The sequence below is a fragment of the Pseudomonas sp. BF-B-15 genome (genome assembly GCF_019946675.1).
In the GTDB taxonomy this organism is placed as follows: Bacteria; Pseudomonadota; Gammaproteobacteria; order Pseudomonadales; family Pseudomonadaceae; genus Aquipseudomonas; species Aquipseudomonas migulae.
This window is the reverse complement of the sequence record NZ_JAGYFZ010000075.1, coordinates 1-15,934: the sequence shown is the minus strand read 5'-3', so window position 1 is coordinate 15,934 and position 15,934 is coordinate 1. Positions and strand designations below refer to the sequence as shown.

General features: G+C 60.1%; 17 protein-coding genes. 9 read left to right on the top strand and 8 right to left on the bottom strand.

Features of this window, described 5'->3' with window-relative positions:
• Nucleotides 1-105: 105 nt before the first annotated feature.
• Nucleotides 106-738 (top strand): efflux system transcriptional repressor EmhR, encoded by a 633-nt coding sequence (gene emhR / locus KGA97_RS21350; RefSeq protein WP_223436417.1) that lies wholly within the window; start codon nucleotides 106-108, stop codon nucleotides 736-738.
• 191 nt (nucleotides 739-929) lie between these two features.
• On the opposite strand, the gene KGA97_RS21345 is transcribed toward emhR, so the two are convergent.
• The 5 genes from KGA97_RS21345 to KGA97_RS21325 form a co-directional block, all read right to left on the bottom strand.
• Nucleotides 930-1,577 carry a hypothetical protein gene (locus KGA97_RS21345; RefSeq protein ID WP_207286341.1) on the bottom strand — a complete coding sequence of 216 codons (648 nt, stop codon included), beginning with the start codon at nucleotides 1,575-1,577 and terminating at the stop codon, nucleotides 930-932.
• A gap of 51 nt (nucleotides 1,578-1,628) precedes the next feature.
• Nucleotides 1,629-2,075, bottom strand: a complete 447-nt coding sequence (locus KGA97_RS21340; protein ID WP_223481458.1) for a hypothetical protein — start codon at nucleotides 2,073-2,075, stop codon at nucleotides 1,629-1,631.
• Between the two features lie 146 nt (nucleotides 2,076-2,221).
• The gene (locus KGA97_RS21335; protein ID WP_223481457.1) at nucleotides 2,222-3,271 is read right to left on the bottom strand and encodes an alkene reductase; all 1,050 of its coding nucleotides are present in this window, start codon (nucleotides 3,269-3,271) and stop codon (nucleotides 2,222-2,224) included.
• A gap of 29 nt (nucleotides 3,272-3,300) precedes the next feature.
• Nucleotides 3,301-4,467: an MFS transporter gene (locus tag KGA97_RS21330; RefSeq protein WP_192228657.1), complete on the bottom strand. Its 1,167-nt coding sequence runs from the start codon at nucleotides 4,465-4,467 to the stop codon at nucleotides 3,301-3,303.
• A 25-nt stretch (nucleotides 4,468-4,492) separates the two neighbouring features.
• Nucleotides 4,493-4,795, bottom strand: coding sequence for an ArsR/SmtB family transcription factor (locus KGA97_RS21325; protein ID WP_008025677.1), 303 nt, complete (start codon nucleotides 4,793-4,795; stop codon nucleotides 4,493-4,495).
• 156 nt (nucleotides 4,796-4,951) lie between these two features.
• Between KGA97_RS21325 and KGA97_RS21320 the strand changes: the two genes are divergently transcribed.
• Nucleotides 4,952-5,521, top strand: a complete 570-nt coding sequence (locus KGA97_RS21320; protein ID WP_008039479.1) for an ACP phosphodiesterase — start codon at nucleotides 4,952-4,954, stop codon at nucleotides 5,519-5,521.
• A 110-nt stretch (nucleotides 5,522-5,631) separates the two neighbouring features.
• Here the strand turns inward: KGA97_RS21320 and KGA97_RS21315 are convergent, their stop codons facing one another.
• Nucleotides 5,632-6,426 (bottom strand): lysophospholipid acyltransferase family protein, encoded by a 795-nt coding sequence (locus tag KGA97_RS21315; RefSeq protein WP_008039480.1) that lies wholly within the window; start codon nucleotides 6,424-6,426, stop codon nucleotides 5,632-5,634.
• Entirely contained in the window at nucleotides 6,426-7,181 is a 756-nt protein-coding gene (olsB, locus tag KGA97_RS21310) for an L-ornithine N(alpha)-acyltransferase (RefSeq protein ID WP_008025682.1), read from the bottom strand. The genes KGA97_RS21315 and olsB overlap by 1 nt, the downstream gene beginning before the upstream one ends.
• Nucleotides 7,182-7,335: 154 nt before the next feature.
• Here olsB and KGA97_RS21305 point away from each other — a divergent pair, with 154 nt between their 5' ends.
• From KGA97_RS21305 to KGA97_RS21285, 5 genes are all read left to right on the top strand, one after another.
• Complete coding sequence (locus tag KGA97_RS21305; RefSeq protein ID WP_008039481.1) at nucleotides 7,336-8,214, top strand: acyl-CoA dehydrogenase; 879 nt, start codon at nucleotides 7,336-7,338, stop codon at nucleotides 8,212-8,214.
• A 172-nt stretch (nucleotides 8,215-8,386) separates the two neighbouring features.
• On the top strand, nucleotides 8,387-9,481 hold the full coding sequence (locus KGA97_RS21300; protein WP_223481456.1) for a serine hydrolase domain-containing protein: 1,095 nt from the start codon (nucleotides 8,387-8,389) through the stop codon (nucleotides 9,479-9,481).
• Nucleotides 9,478-9,807, top strand: a complete 330-nt coding sequence (locus KGA97_RS21295; protein WP_223481455.1) for an amidase — start codon at nucleotides 9,478-9,480, stop codon at nucleotides 9,805-9,807. Before KGA97_RS21300 ends, KGA97_RS21295 begins: the two co-directional genes overlap by 4 nt.
• Nucleotides 9,808-10,075: 268 nt before the next feature.
• Nucleotides 10,076-10,666, top strand: coding sequence for a YceI family protein (locus tag KGA97_RS21290; RefSeq protein ID WP_008039484.1), 591 nt, complete (start codon nucleotides 10,076-10,078; stop codon nucleotides 10,664-10,666).
• A 1-nt stretch (nucleotide 10,667) separates the two neighbouring features.
• Nucleotides 10,668-11,825, top strand: a complete 1,158-nt coding sequence (locus tag KGA97_RS21285; protein WP_223481454.1) for a phospholipase D-like domain-containing protein — start codon at nucleotides 10,668-10,670, stop codon at nucleotides 11,823-11,825.
• 279 nt (nucleotides 11,826-12,104) lie between these two features.
• On the opposite strand, the gene bglX is transcribed toward KGA97_RS21285, so the two are convergent.
• A complete protein-coding gene (gene bglX / locus KGA97_RS21280; RefSeq protein WP_223481453.1) occupies nucleotides 12,105-14,396 on the bottom strand; it encodes a beta-glucosidase BglX in 2,292 nt (763 codons plus the stop codon).
• A 239-nt stretch (nucleotides 14,397-14,635) separates the two neighbouring features.
• Here bglX and KGA97_RS21275 point away from each other — a divergent pair, with 239 nt between their 5' ends.
• Nucleotides 14,636-15,244 (top strand): LemA family protein, encoded by a 609-nt coding sequence (locus KGA97_RS21275; protein WP_008025694.1) that lies wholly within the window; start codon nucleotides 14,636-14,638, stop codon nucleotides 15,242-15,244.
• Between the two features lie 34 nt (nucleotides 15,245-15,278).
• Nucleotides 15,279-15,934 (top strand): TPM domain-containing protein (locus KGA97_RS21270; RefSeq protein ID WP_223481452.1); only part of this gene is annotated, 656 nt, incomplete at its 3' end.

Below are 15,934 nucleotides of genomic sequence, written 5' to 3'. Positions count from 1 at the left end.
GGTTGGAATTGTAGGCCCGGGGACGAGTCCCAAGAGCGCTCGCCCCACTTTTATTCAGCTGATATTCAGACATCGCTGAAGCATCCTGATTGAGGTTGTACTGCCATGGTCCGTCGCACCAAAGAGGAAGCTCAAGAAACCCGCAGCCAGATACTCGAGGCGGCCGAAAAAGCCTTTTTCGAGCGGGGCGTGGCCCGCACGACACTGGCGGACATCGCAACCCTGGCCGGCGTCACTCGCGGCGCCATCTACTGGCATTTCAGCAACAAGGCCGATCTGGTGCAGGCCATGCTCGACAGCTTGCATGAGCCCCTTGATGAGCTGGCCAAAGCCGCGGAGAGCGAAGACGAGCTCGATCCGCTGGGCTGCATGCGTCGGCTGCTGATTCATTTGTTTCATGAAGTTGCGCTGGACCCCAAGACCCGGCGCATCAACGAGATTCTGTTTCATAAGTGCGAATTCACCGATGAAATGTGCGATCTGCGCCAGCAGCGCCGAACGGCCAGCCTCGAATGCAACACGCGCATTGGCCTGACCTTGCGTAATGCCGTGAATCGCGGGCAGCTGCCGGAAAATCTCGACACCGCCCGTGCGGCCATCAGCATTCATGCCTATATAGATGGCCTGCTGTACCAATGGTTGCTCGCGCCGGACAGCTTTGAACTGCATATCGATGCCGAGCGTTGGGTCGATACCGGGCTGGACATGCTGCGTTTCAGTCCCAGCCTGCGAAAGTGAAGCAACATGCGTAATTGGATCCGTTTATGTCAATAGACGCGGGCGAAGATCAACTCTTCGCCCGCGTTGGCGTACTGGGGTGCTTTTATATAGGGACGCGCTCCGGGATGACAGGTAGCGAGCTACGTATTTTGTAGGAAATTTGTGTCGCAGATGTGAAAAGCCAAGAGCGATCCCCAGTGGTCGCTGCTTCAGCCCAGTGTGATTTCCACCTCGAAGTTGAAAGGCTGATCCTCTGCCATGCGGGTGATTTTGGTGGAACAATTGATTTTGGATGAGCCAATGGAGGTGACGGTGTTTTTTACCGTTGCCCTGTGTATTGGCGAAATAACGCCGAAGGATTTGTTCATGATCATGCCGAGGTCAAAACGTACCCCGACGTTCTGATCGATAAAATCCACAAACTGATTGAACATGATTTTGTTCTTCGGCCACGGCGCGGCGTACGTATAGGCAAAATCGGATTTGAATGCTGTCTTTGCGTGAGCCCGGAGCAGGAATGACTCACGCTCTGATGGGTGTAAAGGCAGGCTGGTTTGTGCGATTTTAAACGTGTGCGGTGTGTTGTTAATGAGTTTGACGATCACACGAGTGTTTTTCGAGCTTTCATCTTGATGTCGCCACTGTTCTATTTTCTGATTCAACTCGCGTTCTGATTCAATCTTTTCGAGGTAGCCGATTAATTCCACTTGGGCGATCCCGATCAACTCATCCAGTGCTTGCTGATTCTCTTCGCTGAATAGTAGTGGTGTCAGGTTGTAAAGTGTGCCAATGGAAGTGTAATTGAAAAACGATAGTAGATCTTCGTACTTGTTACTGGTTTCTTTGATGTCGTTCATGTCGATTCCTTTCGATCAAACACGTGGTTCCCGGTCGGGGTGGGTTGCGGCTCAGCGATCCATGATGACGGCCAGCATGTTGTAGTTGTAGGGATAGTTATCGCTCGTGTCTTCAAGAAAAGACTGGCTGAAAATGGGTACTTCCCCAATGGACAGCGCATTGTGTTCCCAGAAGAAATCAACTTCCGGCCGCCGATGATTCAGGCGTTTACGGTGCGTGTATTGAAAAGCCGTTTTGATATGCACCGTCTGACGGTAATTGGTGTAAATGGCCTGAGCGCTGAAAACGGTTTTTCTGATGCCGTATTCGATATTAATGCCTTGCGGCAATTGTGGGTTGCCTTCCAAGACGATTAACTGAGTGCTCAGTGGCATGATTTTGGAGGGGAAGGCTGGCGGGGTATCCTCCAGCATGACGTCGTTGCGCCAAAATATCGAGTCTGTGAAGTTGCTAAGGGTTAATGTAAAAGCAAGTTTGTTTGCGGGGGAGTTGTCCATTTCAGATCACTTGTTGGTTGTGTTGTTGTTTGAAATTAACCCCGCTATAAGTGCTGTTGCAATACAGATGTTGTTTCATTAGTTTAGCGTTTTCCAAATAAAAAACCCCGGGTGTTTCTACCCGGGGCTTTTTATTTAAACGGAGCTTACATTACCGGGTAGTCGATGTAGCCGACCGGGCCCTTGCCGTAGAACAGCTCCGGACGCGCTTCGTTCAGTGGCGCATCGGCCTTCAAGCGAGCCGGCAAATCCGGGTTGGCAATGAACGGCACGCCGAAGGCGACCGCGTCGGCCTTGCCGCTGGCCAGCCAGGCGTTGGCGCTGTCCTTGGTGAAGCGTTCGTTGACGATGTACGGACCGCCGAAGGCTTCCTTGATTTGCGGGCCGAGGCTGTCGGTGCCTTCTTTTTCGCGGGAGCAGATGAACGCGATGCCACGTTTGCCCAGTTCGCGAGCGACGTAGGTGAAGGTTTCGGCGAGGTTGTCGTCACCCATGTCATGGGAGTCGGCACGCGGTGCCAGGTGCACACCAACGCGGCCGGCGCCCCAGACTTCGATGGCGGCATCGGTCACTTCCAACAGCAGGCGAGCACGGTTTTCCACGGAGCCGCCGTATTGGTCGGTGCGCTGGTTGGTGCTGCTTTGCAGGAACTGGTCGAGCAGGTAACCGTTGGCGCCGTGGATTTCCACGCCGTCAAAACCGGCGGCCTTGGCGTTTTCGGCACCGACGCGGTAAGCGTCGACGATGTCGGCGATTTCAGCGGTTTCCAGGGCGCGCGGCGTCGGGTAATCGGCCAGTGGGCGAACCAGGCTGACATGGCCTTTGGGCTGGATGGCGCTCGGAGCGACCGGTTTTTCGCCGTTCAGGTACGACTCGTGGGAAACCCGGCCGACGTGCCACAGTTGCAGGAAGATCTTGCCGCCTGCGCCGTGGATCGCCTTGGTGACGTTAGTCCAGCCGCGCACTTGATCGTTGGACCAGATGCCCGGAGTGTCCGGGTAGCCGACGCCCATCGGCGTGACCGAGGTGGCTTCGCTGAGGATCAGGCCGGCCGAGGCGCGTTGAACGTAGTACTCGGCCATCAGCGCGTTCGGCACACGACCTTCGTCGGCGCGGCAGCGGGTCAGCGGAGCCATGATGATGCGGTTGGCCAACTCGAGGTCGCCCAGTTTGATCGGATCGAAAATAGTCGTCATGAAATGCACCCTCGTGAGGTATCAGTGAGTCAGTTGGTAGCAGGGGCCAGTTCGGGATTACCGCTCTGACGGAAAGTAATCAGGGTCACCAGCAGGGCGAGTACCGCCAGTGCGGCGGCCGCCAGTGGCACGCTGGTCAGGCCGTAGCCGTGGGCGATGACGCTGCCGCCGACCCAGGCACCGAGTGCGTTGCCGACGTTGAAGGCGCCGATGTTCAGGGTTGAGACCAGGTTCGGTGCAGCCTTGCCGTAGGTCACCACGTTCACTTGCAGGGCGGGCACGGCGGCAAAGCACGCGGTGGCCCAGAGGAACAGGGTGATTTCGGTCGGGATCAGCGCAACGCTGGTCCAGGTCAGTACGGTGGACACCACGGCCATGCTGATGAACACCCCGACCAGCGTGGCCGCCAGGCCTTTGTCGGCCAGTTTGCCGCCGATGATGTTGCCGACCGTCAGGCCCAGGCCGATGAGCATCAGCGTCCAGGTCACGCCGCGTGGCGAGACGCCGGTCACCTCGCCCAGCAGCGGGGCGACGTAGGTGAACAAGGTGAACACCGACGCGGCGAACAGCGCGGTCATGCTCAACGACAGCCAGATGCCGGCGCCTTTGAGGGCACGCAGTTCGGCGCGCATGTCGAGTTTCTCTTCATCGCGCTTGGCCGGCAGGAAACGGATCAGGCCGATCAAGGCGATTACGCCGATAACGGTCACCGCCCAGAACGTCGAGCGCCAGCCGGCTTGTTGACCCAGCGCTGTGCCCAGCGGCACGCCGAGGACGTTGGCCAGGGTCAGGCCGGTGAACATCAGGGCCACGGCCGAAGCGCGTTTGTTGGCCGGCACCAGGCCCGCAGCCACGACCGAACCGATACCGAAGAATGCGCCGTGGCAGAGGGCAGTCACCACTCGGGCGAACATCAGCACGTTGTAGTCACTGGCCACTGCGCAGAGCAGATTGCCGATGATGAATATCCCCATCAACGCCACCAGTGCGGCCTTGCGCGGCAGCCTGGCGGTGGCCAGTGCCATGAACGGCGCACCGATGGCCACGCCCAGGGCGTAACCGGTCACCAGCCAGCCGGCACCGGGGATCGACACACCGAGGTCAGCCGCCACATCGGGCAGCAGGCCCATGATGACGAACTCGGTGGTGCCGATGGCGAAGGCGCTCAAGGCCAGGATGAGGAGCGAGAGGGGCATTGTTGATTCCTTGTCAGCTTAAGGGTCAGAGCTCTTTGCTGAAGGTTTTGAGGAATTCCTGGATGGTTTCCTCGTTGCGTTTGAAAAAGTGCCACTGGCCGACTTTGCGGCTGCTGATCAGGCCGGCGCGTTGCAGGGTCGCCAGGTGTGCGGACACCGTGGACTGCGACAAACCGCACCGTTGATCGATCTGCCCGGCGCAGACGCCGTGCTCGTTGCTGTGGGTCTGGTCGGGAAATTCGACGTCCGGGTCTTTGAGCCAGTGCAGGATTTCTCGCCGTACTGGGTGTGCCAGGGCTTTTATTATTTCGTCGAGGTCGAGGTTCATGGCTTGGGGCTCGTGATGAGTAAAACGTTATATCGCGATGAAGCGAACTTTAAATCGGTATTTCGCGATATACCAATATGATTTTGATCTGATGACCGCGCAAATCGGTATATCGGGTTATAACGATATGAATGCCGCAGTGTTAAGCTGGGCGGCATGAACTATCTCGCACATCTTCACCTCGGTGGCCAGCGTCCCGGTCAATTGCTCGGCAGTCTGTATGGCGATTTCGTCAAAGGACGGCTGCAAGGGCAGTTCGACCCGGAGATCGAGGCGGCTATCCAGTTGCATCGCAGCATCGACGTGTTTACCGACCGCCATCCGATGGTGGACGTGGCGTTGTCGCGGTTTTCCCTGACCCGCCGGCGTTATGCCGGGATCGTGCTCGATGTGTTTTTTGACCATTGCCTGGCGCGGGACTGGACGCTGTATGCCGACCGGCCGCTGGCGCTGTTCACCGGCGACGTGTATCGGGTGCTGTCCAATGAGCCGCAATTACCGGAACGCCTGGCGAGGATTGCGCCGCACATGGTGGCGAATGACTGGTTGGGTTCTTATCGGGAATTCGACGTGTTGGAGCAGGTACTGCGGGGGATTTCGCGGCGGTTGACCAGGCCTGAAGAACTGGCGGCGGCGATGCAGGAGCTGCGGGTGTTGTATGAGCCGTTGAGCGAGGATTTTCGGTTGTTCTATCCACAGCTTCAGGATTTCGCCCGGAACCGCTGACACAAAACCTGTAGGAGCGAGGCTCGCCCGCGAAGAACGATAACGCGGTATATCAGTTACACCGCAGCGTTCCCTTCGCGGGCAAGCCTCGCTCCTACAGAAAGGCAGTGTTACGCGGCGATGAGTTCGCCGGGGCGCCGTGGCTCTGCCGGTTTCGCCACTTCGCCAAACAACACCTTCTGCACCGCCTGCTGCGCTTCGAACGCCAGCGCCGCGCGTTCCCGGCCTTCGCAGGCAATCGGCTTGAGCAGATGAATCTCCACGTCGCCCCGGTCATTGGCAAACAAGCGCATCAGGTGCGAGAGCAAGTCATCATCGCCAATGAACGGCGCCAGCGAATCGACTTCACCCTCGCGCAGGTAACGAATCGCCAACGGTTGCAGCTTCGCTTGCGAATCAATCGCCGCCGACAGCAAGCGACCATGGAAGGTGCGCAACGAACGGCCGTCGGTGGTGGTGCCTTCCGGGAACATCAGCAGCGGATGCGCTTGCTCCAGGTGGCGCGTCATCTGTTTGCGGATCAACTGACTGTCACCCGAACCACGGCGGATAAACAGGCTGCCGGCCTTGGCCGCCAACCAGCCCGCCACCGGCCAGGTGCGTACTTCGGCCTTGGACAGGAACGACATTGGCGTGAGCATGCCCAGCAGCGGAATGTCCGTCCAGGACACGTGGTTGCTGACCCAGAGCATCGGCTCCTTCGGCAATTCACCATGCACGGTCACGCGAAAGGGCAGGGCATTCGCCAGGCGTGCCATGAAAAATCTCGACCAGCGCTGACGGCGGACCATCGAATGGGCGATGCCCAAACGCTCGAACAAACCGAAGACACTGGCCATGCTCAGCCCCAATGCCACCACGACCAACACTCGCGCAATCCGCGCGTACACCCGCAAGCGGCTCATCACACAGCCGCCTTGAAGTGTTTGGCGTAGCGCGGGCAGAGTTCGTCGCGTTTGAGCAGGATGAACACGTCGGCGACCTGGAAGTCTTCGTCCCAGCACGGCTCGCCGCAAATCTTCGCACCGAGGCGCATGTAGGCCTTGAGCAGCGGCGGCATTTCGGCGATGACGTTGGAGGGAATGTCCAGAACCGGCAACGGTTTTTTCGGTTCGGCGCGCAGGTTCTCGGTGCACAGGTAACGTTCGCGCAGACGCTGCATGATCGCGTGAGCCTGAATGCCGCCGTCCTGCATCGGGATGCTCGCGCAACCCATCAGATAACTGTAGCCGCCCTGGTTCAGGACTTCGGCCAGTTCACCCCAGAGCACGGCGATGGTGCCGCCGTTGCGATAGGCCGGGTCGACACAGGTACGGCCGATTTCGAGGATCGGGCCTTTGAGTTGGATCAGGCCGTGCAGGCTGAATTCTTCTTCGCTGTAAAATTTGCCCAGGCTGCTGGCGGCGGTGTGGTCGAGCAAACGGGTGGTCGCCACCAGGCGCCCGGTGTTCAGGTCACGCACGCCGATGTGGGCGCAGTGAACATCATAGTCATCCATGTCCAGACCCAGTTCCGCGCCTTTGAGCTTGGCGTTGAACTCGCCGCTGAACACGTTGAAGCGCAAAGCCTGGGCTTCCTGCAAGGCCTCGGCGCCCACCAGGCGTTCGGCTTGCAGGCGGCGTTCATTGCCGGTGTCGCTGATGCGGGCGATCTGAGTCATTGCGATTCTCCGTGCGGGCTGGTCACCCGTCTTGGGTTAGAGCCGATCGACTTTCTTTATGCGGCCGTGTTGTGCAAAGTCAGGCTATGTAGCCCCGGTGTCATCGCCATGAAGCTTTGGTGATGCTTATATGACAGCCCACAAGGAGCCTCTTATGCCCTGGCAAACCCTGTTGAAACGCCGCGATCGCTTGCCCGCCAATCCGGACCTCGGTGAAGGCTTCGCGACCTTGTTGCAGCAGTTGGGCACGGTCACGCCGTTTGAGTTGGCGGTGGGCGGTGGACGCCTGATGGCGACGCCGGGGCTGGCGTTTCTGGTGGGCTATCAGGCGGCATTGCGCATGCTGTGGCCGAGCGCGCCGCCGAGTCTTGGCGCGTTGTGCGCGACCGAACAGCGCAGCCTGCGGGTGGCGGACATGCAGACGCGCCTGAGCGAACTGCGCCTGAGCGGACGCAAGGATTTCGTGACCGCCGGCGATGCGGCCGACTGGCTGCTGATCGCTGCGCGCAGTGAAGCGCCTGGCGAGTCGCCGCGCCTGAGCCTGGCGGTGGTTTATCCCGGTGAGCCGGGTGTGCGCCTGGAAAAACTCCCGCCGATCCCGCTGATGCCGGACATCAGTCATGGCCGGCTGTTTCTCGACCATGCCTTGTGTGAATTGCTGGCGGGGGATGGCTGGGATGCGTACGTCAAACCGTTCAGAACGCTGGAAGACGTCTATGTGTTGAGCGCGATGACAGCGTGGTTGTATGGCGTCGGCCAGGACAGCGACTGGCCGCAGGCCTTGCAGTTGCGTTTGCTGGCGCTGTTGGCCGGGTGTGCGGAAATGAGCCGGCAGGCGCCGAACAATCCGGCGGGGCATGTGTTGCTGGGCGGGTTGTTTGCGCAGTTCGACGGGTTGAAGGTTGAGGTGAACCAGGCATTGGCCGATGGCCCGCCGCAGTGGGCGGCGATGTGGCAGCGGGATCAGGCGGTGATGGATTTGGCGGCGGGGGCGCGGGGCAAGCGGTTGGCCAAGGCGTTGGCGGCGATCTGACGGGCCTCTTCGCGGGCAAGCCTCGCTCCTACAGGAGAGCGCATACCTCTGTAGGAGCGAGCGGTGCGGCGATCCGACTTGCCCGCGAAGGCGTCTTCATTGACGACACAAATTTCAGATCTGTCATAAACCTCAACTAGGCTCAGCAAGCCAATCCCGCCGAGCCCCCGCCATGTTCAAAGGCTTGTCCCTGTTTTTCATGCTGCTGCTCAGCCTCTCGACCCAGGCCGAAACCTGGCCCGTCGAGCAATGGTCGACTGGCCCGACCCTGAGCGGCCCGGCGCTGCAAGCCCTGGAAACCTACGCCTTCCCACCCCGAGATGACATCAGCCGGAAAGGCATCCGCACCGACGCCTTACTGGTGATCCGCGACGGTCAGTTGATCTACGAACGCTACGCCGGCCCGACCAGCGCCGACACGCCGCACCTGACCTGGTCGATCAGCAAGAGCCTCATGGCCACGGTGCTCGGCGTCGCCTATGGCGAAGGCCTGTTCAAATTGCAGGACCCGGTGCTGAAGTTCTATCCAGCGCTGAAAAAACACCCGGCGATCACCCTGGCCGATCTGCTGCACTGGGCCTCGGGCCTGGACTGGCAGGAAGACTATGAATACGCACCGTTGAAGTCCTCGGTGGTGGCGATGCTCTACACCCGCGGCCATCACGACATGGCCGCCTTCACCACTGATCACGCCGAGTACGCCAAACCCGGCCAGGCTTTTCGCTATTCCAGCGGCGACAGCAATCTGTTGTCTGCGGCGCTGAAGAACATCGTCGGCCCGGCGCGTTATCCCGACTATCCGTGGACCGCGCTGTTCGAGCCGCTGGGGATTCGTCACGCGGTGTGGGAAACCGACGGCACGGGCACTTTCGTTGCCTCGTCCTATGCCTATCTCACCGCCCGCGACCTGGCGCGAGTCGGCCTGTTGATGGCGCGTGACGGCCGTTGGGGGGACCGGCAATTGCTGCCCAAAGACTGGGTCACCTTCAATCGTGAGCCCTTCGCTCACTATCAAGCGAATCAGGACGATGCTGTGCCAGGCGGTCAGTGGTGGCTCAACCGCGCCGTGGATGGCGCAGCACAACCCTGGCCCGATGCACCTCCCGATACCTTCGCCGCACTTGGTCATTGGGGGCAGGCGATGTATGTAATCCCCAGCGAAAAACTGGTGATCGTGCGCTACGGCGACGACCGCGACGGTCGCTACAGCCACAACGCATTGCTCAACCTTGCGCGCAAGGCATTCGCCGGGAAGGTGCAGCCATGAGCCGTCGCCCGTTTGTCCGCCGCCGACCGTTCAGCTCACTGTTGTTGATCCTGCTGATCGCCTTGCTTGGCTGCATCTGGCACGAGCGTGTGGCGCTATGGGCCTTCCCGGACATCATCAGCGCCTACACCGCCAAGGAATACTGCTCGTGCCGATACGTGATGAATAACGACGCCGAATATTGCCGTGGCTATGTGAAGCAGTGGCTGCCCTTCAGCGGTTTTACCGATGACACCGCCGGCAAACACGTGACGGTCAGCGGCATGGGGCGCAGCAACAGCGCGCAATGGATCGGCGAACACCAAGGCTGCCGCCTGCAACCCTGACAGGTCGTCTTTGTAGGAGCCGGCTTGCCGGCGATGGCGATCTCAGGGACGCCATCGCCAGCAAGCCGGCTCCTACGGATTTGCGGTGTGCTCAAGAATTGAAGGTTCACGCCAAACCTGTAGGAGCCGGCTTGCTGGCGATAGCGATCTCAGGAACGCCATCGCCGGCAAGCCGGGCTCCTACAAGGGTGGTCTTCAATCTTCGCGGTTTGCAATGCGCTCGCGGGCGGTTAAGGTTCGTTCAGGTTTATCTGCCCCACGAGTCTTTATGTTCAAGCGGTCCCTCACCAAAACCCTCGCCTTTGTGCTGCTGGCCAGCGCTACTTTGTCGGCTCAGGCCAATTGGTACCTGGACGGCGAATCCTCGCGGCTGTCATTTGTCAGCACCAAAAACGCCAATGTTTCCGAAGTGCAGCGCTTCCTGGTGCTGCACGGCAAGGTCAGTCCCAAGGGACTGGCCGAGGTGGAAGTCGAGCTGGATTCGGTGAACAGCGGCATCCCATTGCGCGACGAACGCATGCGCAAGGAGCTGTTCGAGATCCAGACCTTTCCCGAAGCGTTGATCACTGCGCAGATTGATTTGCGCCCGATCAACGACCTCGCCCCCGGTGCGCAACTCGAGTTGCGCTTGCCGGTCACCGTCAACCTCCACGGCAAAACCCGTGAGTACAACGCCGAGCTGTTGGCAACTCGCCTCGATGACCGGCGCTTTCAGGTGGTGACGCTCGAACCGCTGGTGATCAACGCCGAGGATTTTGATCTGGCGCCGGGGCTGGACAGCTTGCGCAAGGTCGCCGGGTTGTCGGCCATCAGTCTGTCGGTGCCGGTGGGTGCGGTGCTGATTTTCACGGCGCGCTGACATGGCCGGCGCGATTTTTCCCTGGCGTGAAGGCAACAGCTTCGAACTGCTGATCGACGGTCCGCAGTTCTTTCCGCGGATGCTGGTCGCGATTGCGCGCGCCGAGGAACAAGTCGAACTGGAGCTGTACCTGGTGGAGGCGGGCGCGTGTGCCGAGGCCATGGTTCAGGCACTGGTCCAGGCCGCCGAGCGCGGCGTGCGGGTGCGCTGCCTGTTCGATGATTACGGCAGCCTCGCGTTTACCCTGACCTTGCGTCAGCGGCTGATGGCGGCCGGTGTAGAGCTGCGCTTCTACAACCGCCTGAGCTGGCGGCGCTGGGTCGGCAATTTCTACCGCGATCATCGTAAGCTGTTGCTGGTCGATCAGAGCATGGCCGTGGTCGGCGGCACCGGTGTCACCGATGAGTTCTGGACGCCGGGCGAAGACGTCAGCGAATGGCACGAAGTGATGGTGGAAATCACCGGTCCTCTGGTCATCGATTGGCAGTTGCTGTTCGATCGCCAATGGATCGCCAACCGCCATCGCCGCGCGTGGAAACCGGCCTCGCATTTCGGTTTGCCGCGATTGCCCCGCGTGCCGCCAATGGGCGAGGGCATGGGCCGGGTCGCGTATGCCGACGCCCGCCAGCACCGCGACATCCTGCAATCGCTGGTTCGTGCGCTGAACAGCGGGCAAAAGCGAATCTGGCTGGCCACGCCGTATTTCCTGCCGACCTGGAAAGTCCGCCGCTCGTTGCGCCGGGCGGCAGCTCGAGGCGTTGATGTGCGTCTGTTGTTGACCGGTCCGCGCACCGATCACCCGTCGGTGCGTTATGCCGGGCATCGTTACTACCCGCGATTGCTCAAGGCCGGGGTGCAGATCTTCGAATACCAGCCGTGTTTCCTGCACCTGAAAATGGTGCTGGTCGATGATTGGGTGAGCATTGGCTCGTGTAATTTTGATCACTGGAATTTGCGATTCAACCTGGAAGCCAACCTTGAAGCGCTGGACCCGGGGCTGACACGGGCAGTGGCGGCGAGTTTCGAGCGGGACTTCGCATCGAGCCAGGAAGTCAGCCTGGAGGCCTGGCAACGCCGGCCGCTGTGGCGGCGGGTGAAGCAGAGGATTTGGGGATGGGTGGATCGGCTGGTGGTGAATCTGCTGGATCGTAGAGGCTGATCCCGGTTTTTTGAACACCACAAACCACTGTGGGAGCGAGACCGGCTTGCCGGCGATGAGGCCCTGACATTCAACATCTCAGTTGACTGTCAGGCCGCCATCGCGAGCAGGCTCGCTCCCACAGGGAATAGAGGTTGGATCGTGATTTTTTTGTCGACCCATCCCTTGTAGGAGCCAGCTTGCTGGCGATGGCATCACCTCGGTTTGTCAGATACACCGCAGTGATGCCATCGTCGGAACGCCGCCCGCAGCAAGCCGGCTCCTACAGGAGATCGGGGGTTACAGGAGTTCGAAGCTCTGCTGCGTCACGTCCTGGGAATCCAGGCCGATCTGCACGTTGAACTTGCCTGGCTCCGCTGCGTACTTCAACTGAGCGTTGAAGAACTTCAGGTCATCCTCGGTGATGGTGAAGTGCACGACTTTCTGTTCACCGGCCTTGAGCGTGATTTTCTGGAAGTTCTTCAGTTCCTTCAGTGGCCGGATCATCGAGCCGGTCACGTCCTGGATGTACAACTGCACCACGGTTTCGCCGTCGCGCTTGCCGGTGTTTTTCACCATGACGCTGGCGTCGAGCTTGCCGGTCTTGTTCAGCGTGGTCGATGACAGGGCCATGTCGGTCAGGCTGAAATCGGTGTAGCTCAGACCGAAGCCGAACGGATACAGGGGGCCGGTGGTGTCATCGAAATACTGCGAGGTGTAGTTGCCCGGTTTGCCCGGCGTGAACGGCCGGCCAATGCTCAGGTGGTTGTAGTAGGTCGGAATCTGGCCCACCGAACGCGGGAAGGTGATCGGCAGTTTGCCCGACGGGTTGTAGTCGCCGAACAGCACGTCGGCGATGGCGTTGCCGCCTTCGGTGCCGCTGAACCAGGTTTCCAGAATCGCGTCAGCCTGTTCCTTCTCCTGGAGAATCGACAGCGGACGTCCGTTCATCAACACCAGCACCAGTGGTTTTCCAGTGGCCTTCAAGGCGCGAATCAGTTCACGCTGGTTTTCCGGAATATTCAGGTCGGTACGGCTGGAGGACTCGTGGGACATGCCACGGGATTCGCCCACGGCTGCCACCACCACATCGGCATCCTTGGCGGCTTTCACCGCTTCGTCGATCAGCACTTGCGCCGAGCGCGGGTCATCGACCACTTCCGGGGCATCGAAGTTGAGGAAGTTCAGGTAGTCCAGCGCCTTCTTGTCGCTGGTGATGTTGGCGCCACGGGCATAGATCAGCGTCGACTGCGCACCGAGTGCGGTGGTCATACCGTCAAACAGTGTCACCGATTGCGCAGGGCGACCGTTGGCGGCCCAACTGCCCATCATGTCGATCGGTGCCTTGGCCAACGGACCGACCAGCATGATTTTCGCGGTTTTCTTCAGCGGCAGGGTTTCGCCCTGGTTCTTCAGCAACACCAGGCTGCGGCGCGCAACGTCGCGCGCCTCGGCGCGGTGCAGGCGGCTGTCGGCGTTAGTGTCGACCGGATCATCTTCAGCCTTGCCGATGCGCAGGTACGGGTCCTTGAACAGGCCCATGTCGTACTTGGCATCGAGCACTGCGCGCACGGCATTATCGATGTCGCTCTGCTGGATCTCGCCGGCCTTGAGCAGCCCTGGCAGCTCCTTGCCGTAGAGCGTGTCGTTCATGCTCATATGAATGCCGGCCTTGATCGCCAGCTTCGCGGCTTCGCGGCCATCAGCGGCAACGCCGTGCTTGATCAGCTCGAAAATCGCCCCGTGGTCGCTGACCGCCAGGCCTTTGAAGCCCCATTCCTTGCGCAACAGGTCGTTCATCAGCCAGGTGTTGGCGGTGGCCGGTATGCCGTTGATCGAGTTCAACGCGACCATGACCCCGCCGGCACCGGCGTCAATCGCGGCGCGGTACGGTGGCAGGTAATCCTGGTACATCTTGACCGGGCTCATGTCGACGACGTTGTAGTCGCGACCGCCCTCGACCGCGCCATACAAGGCGAAGTGCTTGACGCTGGCCATAATGCTGTCGGCCGCGTTCGCGCCGGCGCCCTGGAATGCCTTGACCATCACGCCGGCGATGCGCGACACCAGATAGGTGTCTTCACCGAAACCTTCGGAAGTACGGCCCCAGCGCGGGTCGCGGGAGATGTCGACCATCGGCGCAAAAGTGAGGTCGACGCCGTCCGACGAAGCTTCCTTGGCGGCGATGCGCCCGGACAGGCCAATGGCGTCCATGTCCCAGCTCGAGGCCAAGGCGATAGGGATCGGGAAAATCGTGCGGTGGCCGTGGATCACGTCGTAGGCGAAGAACATCGGGATCTTCAACCGGCTGCGCATCGCCGCGTCCTGCATCGGACGGTTTTCCGGGCGGGTGATCGAGTTGAACGTACCGCCGATGTTACCGGCGGCAATTTCCTTGCGGATCAGCTCCCGAGGCATTTCCGGGCCGATGCTGATCAGGCGCAACTGGCCGATTTTTTCATCGAGGGTCATCTGCTTCATCAGGTTGCTGATGAAAGCGTCCTTGTTTTCCAGAGGTGTGGGCGTCGTGGCGGCCAATACGTTATGACTGGCCAGGCTGACGAACAGGCCCAGCAAACACAGCTTCTTCATGAATGGTTTTCTCAAAAGCCCAAACGGCAGTGAATACGCGCCGGTCAGCCAAAATTTAGGGAGCGACTATTGTTGTTCAAGTAAATGCGGGCACACTTGCGCAGTGTTTTCGCGCAGGGGCATCTTTTAGCCCATTGGCTCGATGCAATCCAGTAGCGGCGGCAGATTATGCCCGAAGTGTCCGGTCAGGAGGTTGCTGGTTGTTTTTTCAACGGAATGTGCACGGGAGCGTCAACCAGATGAATGTACGACATCACACTCGGTCGAGCCTGCAGGTCGCAGCCTTGATGTTGCTGACCACGTTGCTGGCCGGTTGCGGCATCAACAATATTCCGACCCTCGACGAACAGGCCAAGGCCGCCTGGGGCCAGGTGCAGAACCAGTACCAGCGCCGCGCCGACCTGATCCCCAACCTGGTGGAAACCGTCAAGGGCTATGCGAAACACGAAGAGGAAACCCTGACTGCGGTGATTGAAGCCCGGGCCAAGGCGACGTCCATTCAGGTGGATGCCAGCACCCTCGACAACCCCGAGAAACTCAAGCAGTTCCAGCAGGCGCAGGATCAGTTGACCGGTGCCTTGAGCCGTTTGATGGTGGTGTCCGAGCGTTATCCGGACCTCAAGGCCAACCAGAATTTCCTGGCGTTGCAATCGCAACTGGAAGGCACCGAGAATCGCATCGCCGTGGCGCGTCGGGATTTCATTCTCGCGGTGCAGAACTACAACACCGAAATCCGCACTTTCCCGGGCCGCTTGTGGCACACCGTGATGTACAGCGACTTGCCGATCCGCGAAACCTTTGAAGCCACCACCCCCGGTGCCGAGAAAGCGCCTGAAGTGAAATTCTGACCGGCTTGAAGCATTACCACGGATGAGGTTGCCAATGCGCGTGTTGAATGTGGGCCTGGCGCTGTTGCTTTGGGTGTTTGCTGCCACGGCCCAGGCCGAGCTGAAGTTTCCGGAGCTGACCGGGCGGGTGGTGGACAACGCCGGGATGATCGAGCCGTCGGTGCGCGAGCAGTTGACGCAACAGCTCAATGCCCATGAAAAGGCCACCGGCGAGCAGTTGGTGGTGGTGACGTTGCCGGACTTGCAGGGCGCCGAGATTGCCGACTTCGGTTACCAACTCGGGCGCCATTGGGGCATCGGCCAGAAGGACAAGAACAATGGCGCGCTGCTGATCGTCGCCCGTGATGAGCGCAAGCTGCGGATCGAAGTCGGTTATGGCCTGGAAGATCGCCTGACCGATGCGCAGAGTTCGGTGATCATCCATCAGGTGATCACCCCGGCGTTCAAGGCCGGTAACTTCAGCAAGGGCATCAGCGACGGGGTCGCGGCGATGCTGGTGGTGTTGGGCGGCAGCCCGCTGGATGAACCGTCGACTATTTATGAGTCGGGCGGCGATCAGGACGGTGATTTTGTTTCCCGGCACCCGGGGATTTTCGTGTTTCTGGTGGTGCTGTTCATCCTGACGATATTCGTCTTGCAGATGTTCGGGGTTCTGCCGGCGGGCCGAGGCGGGTCGGGTGGTTCGAGTGG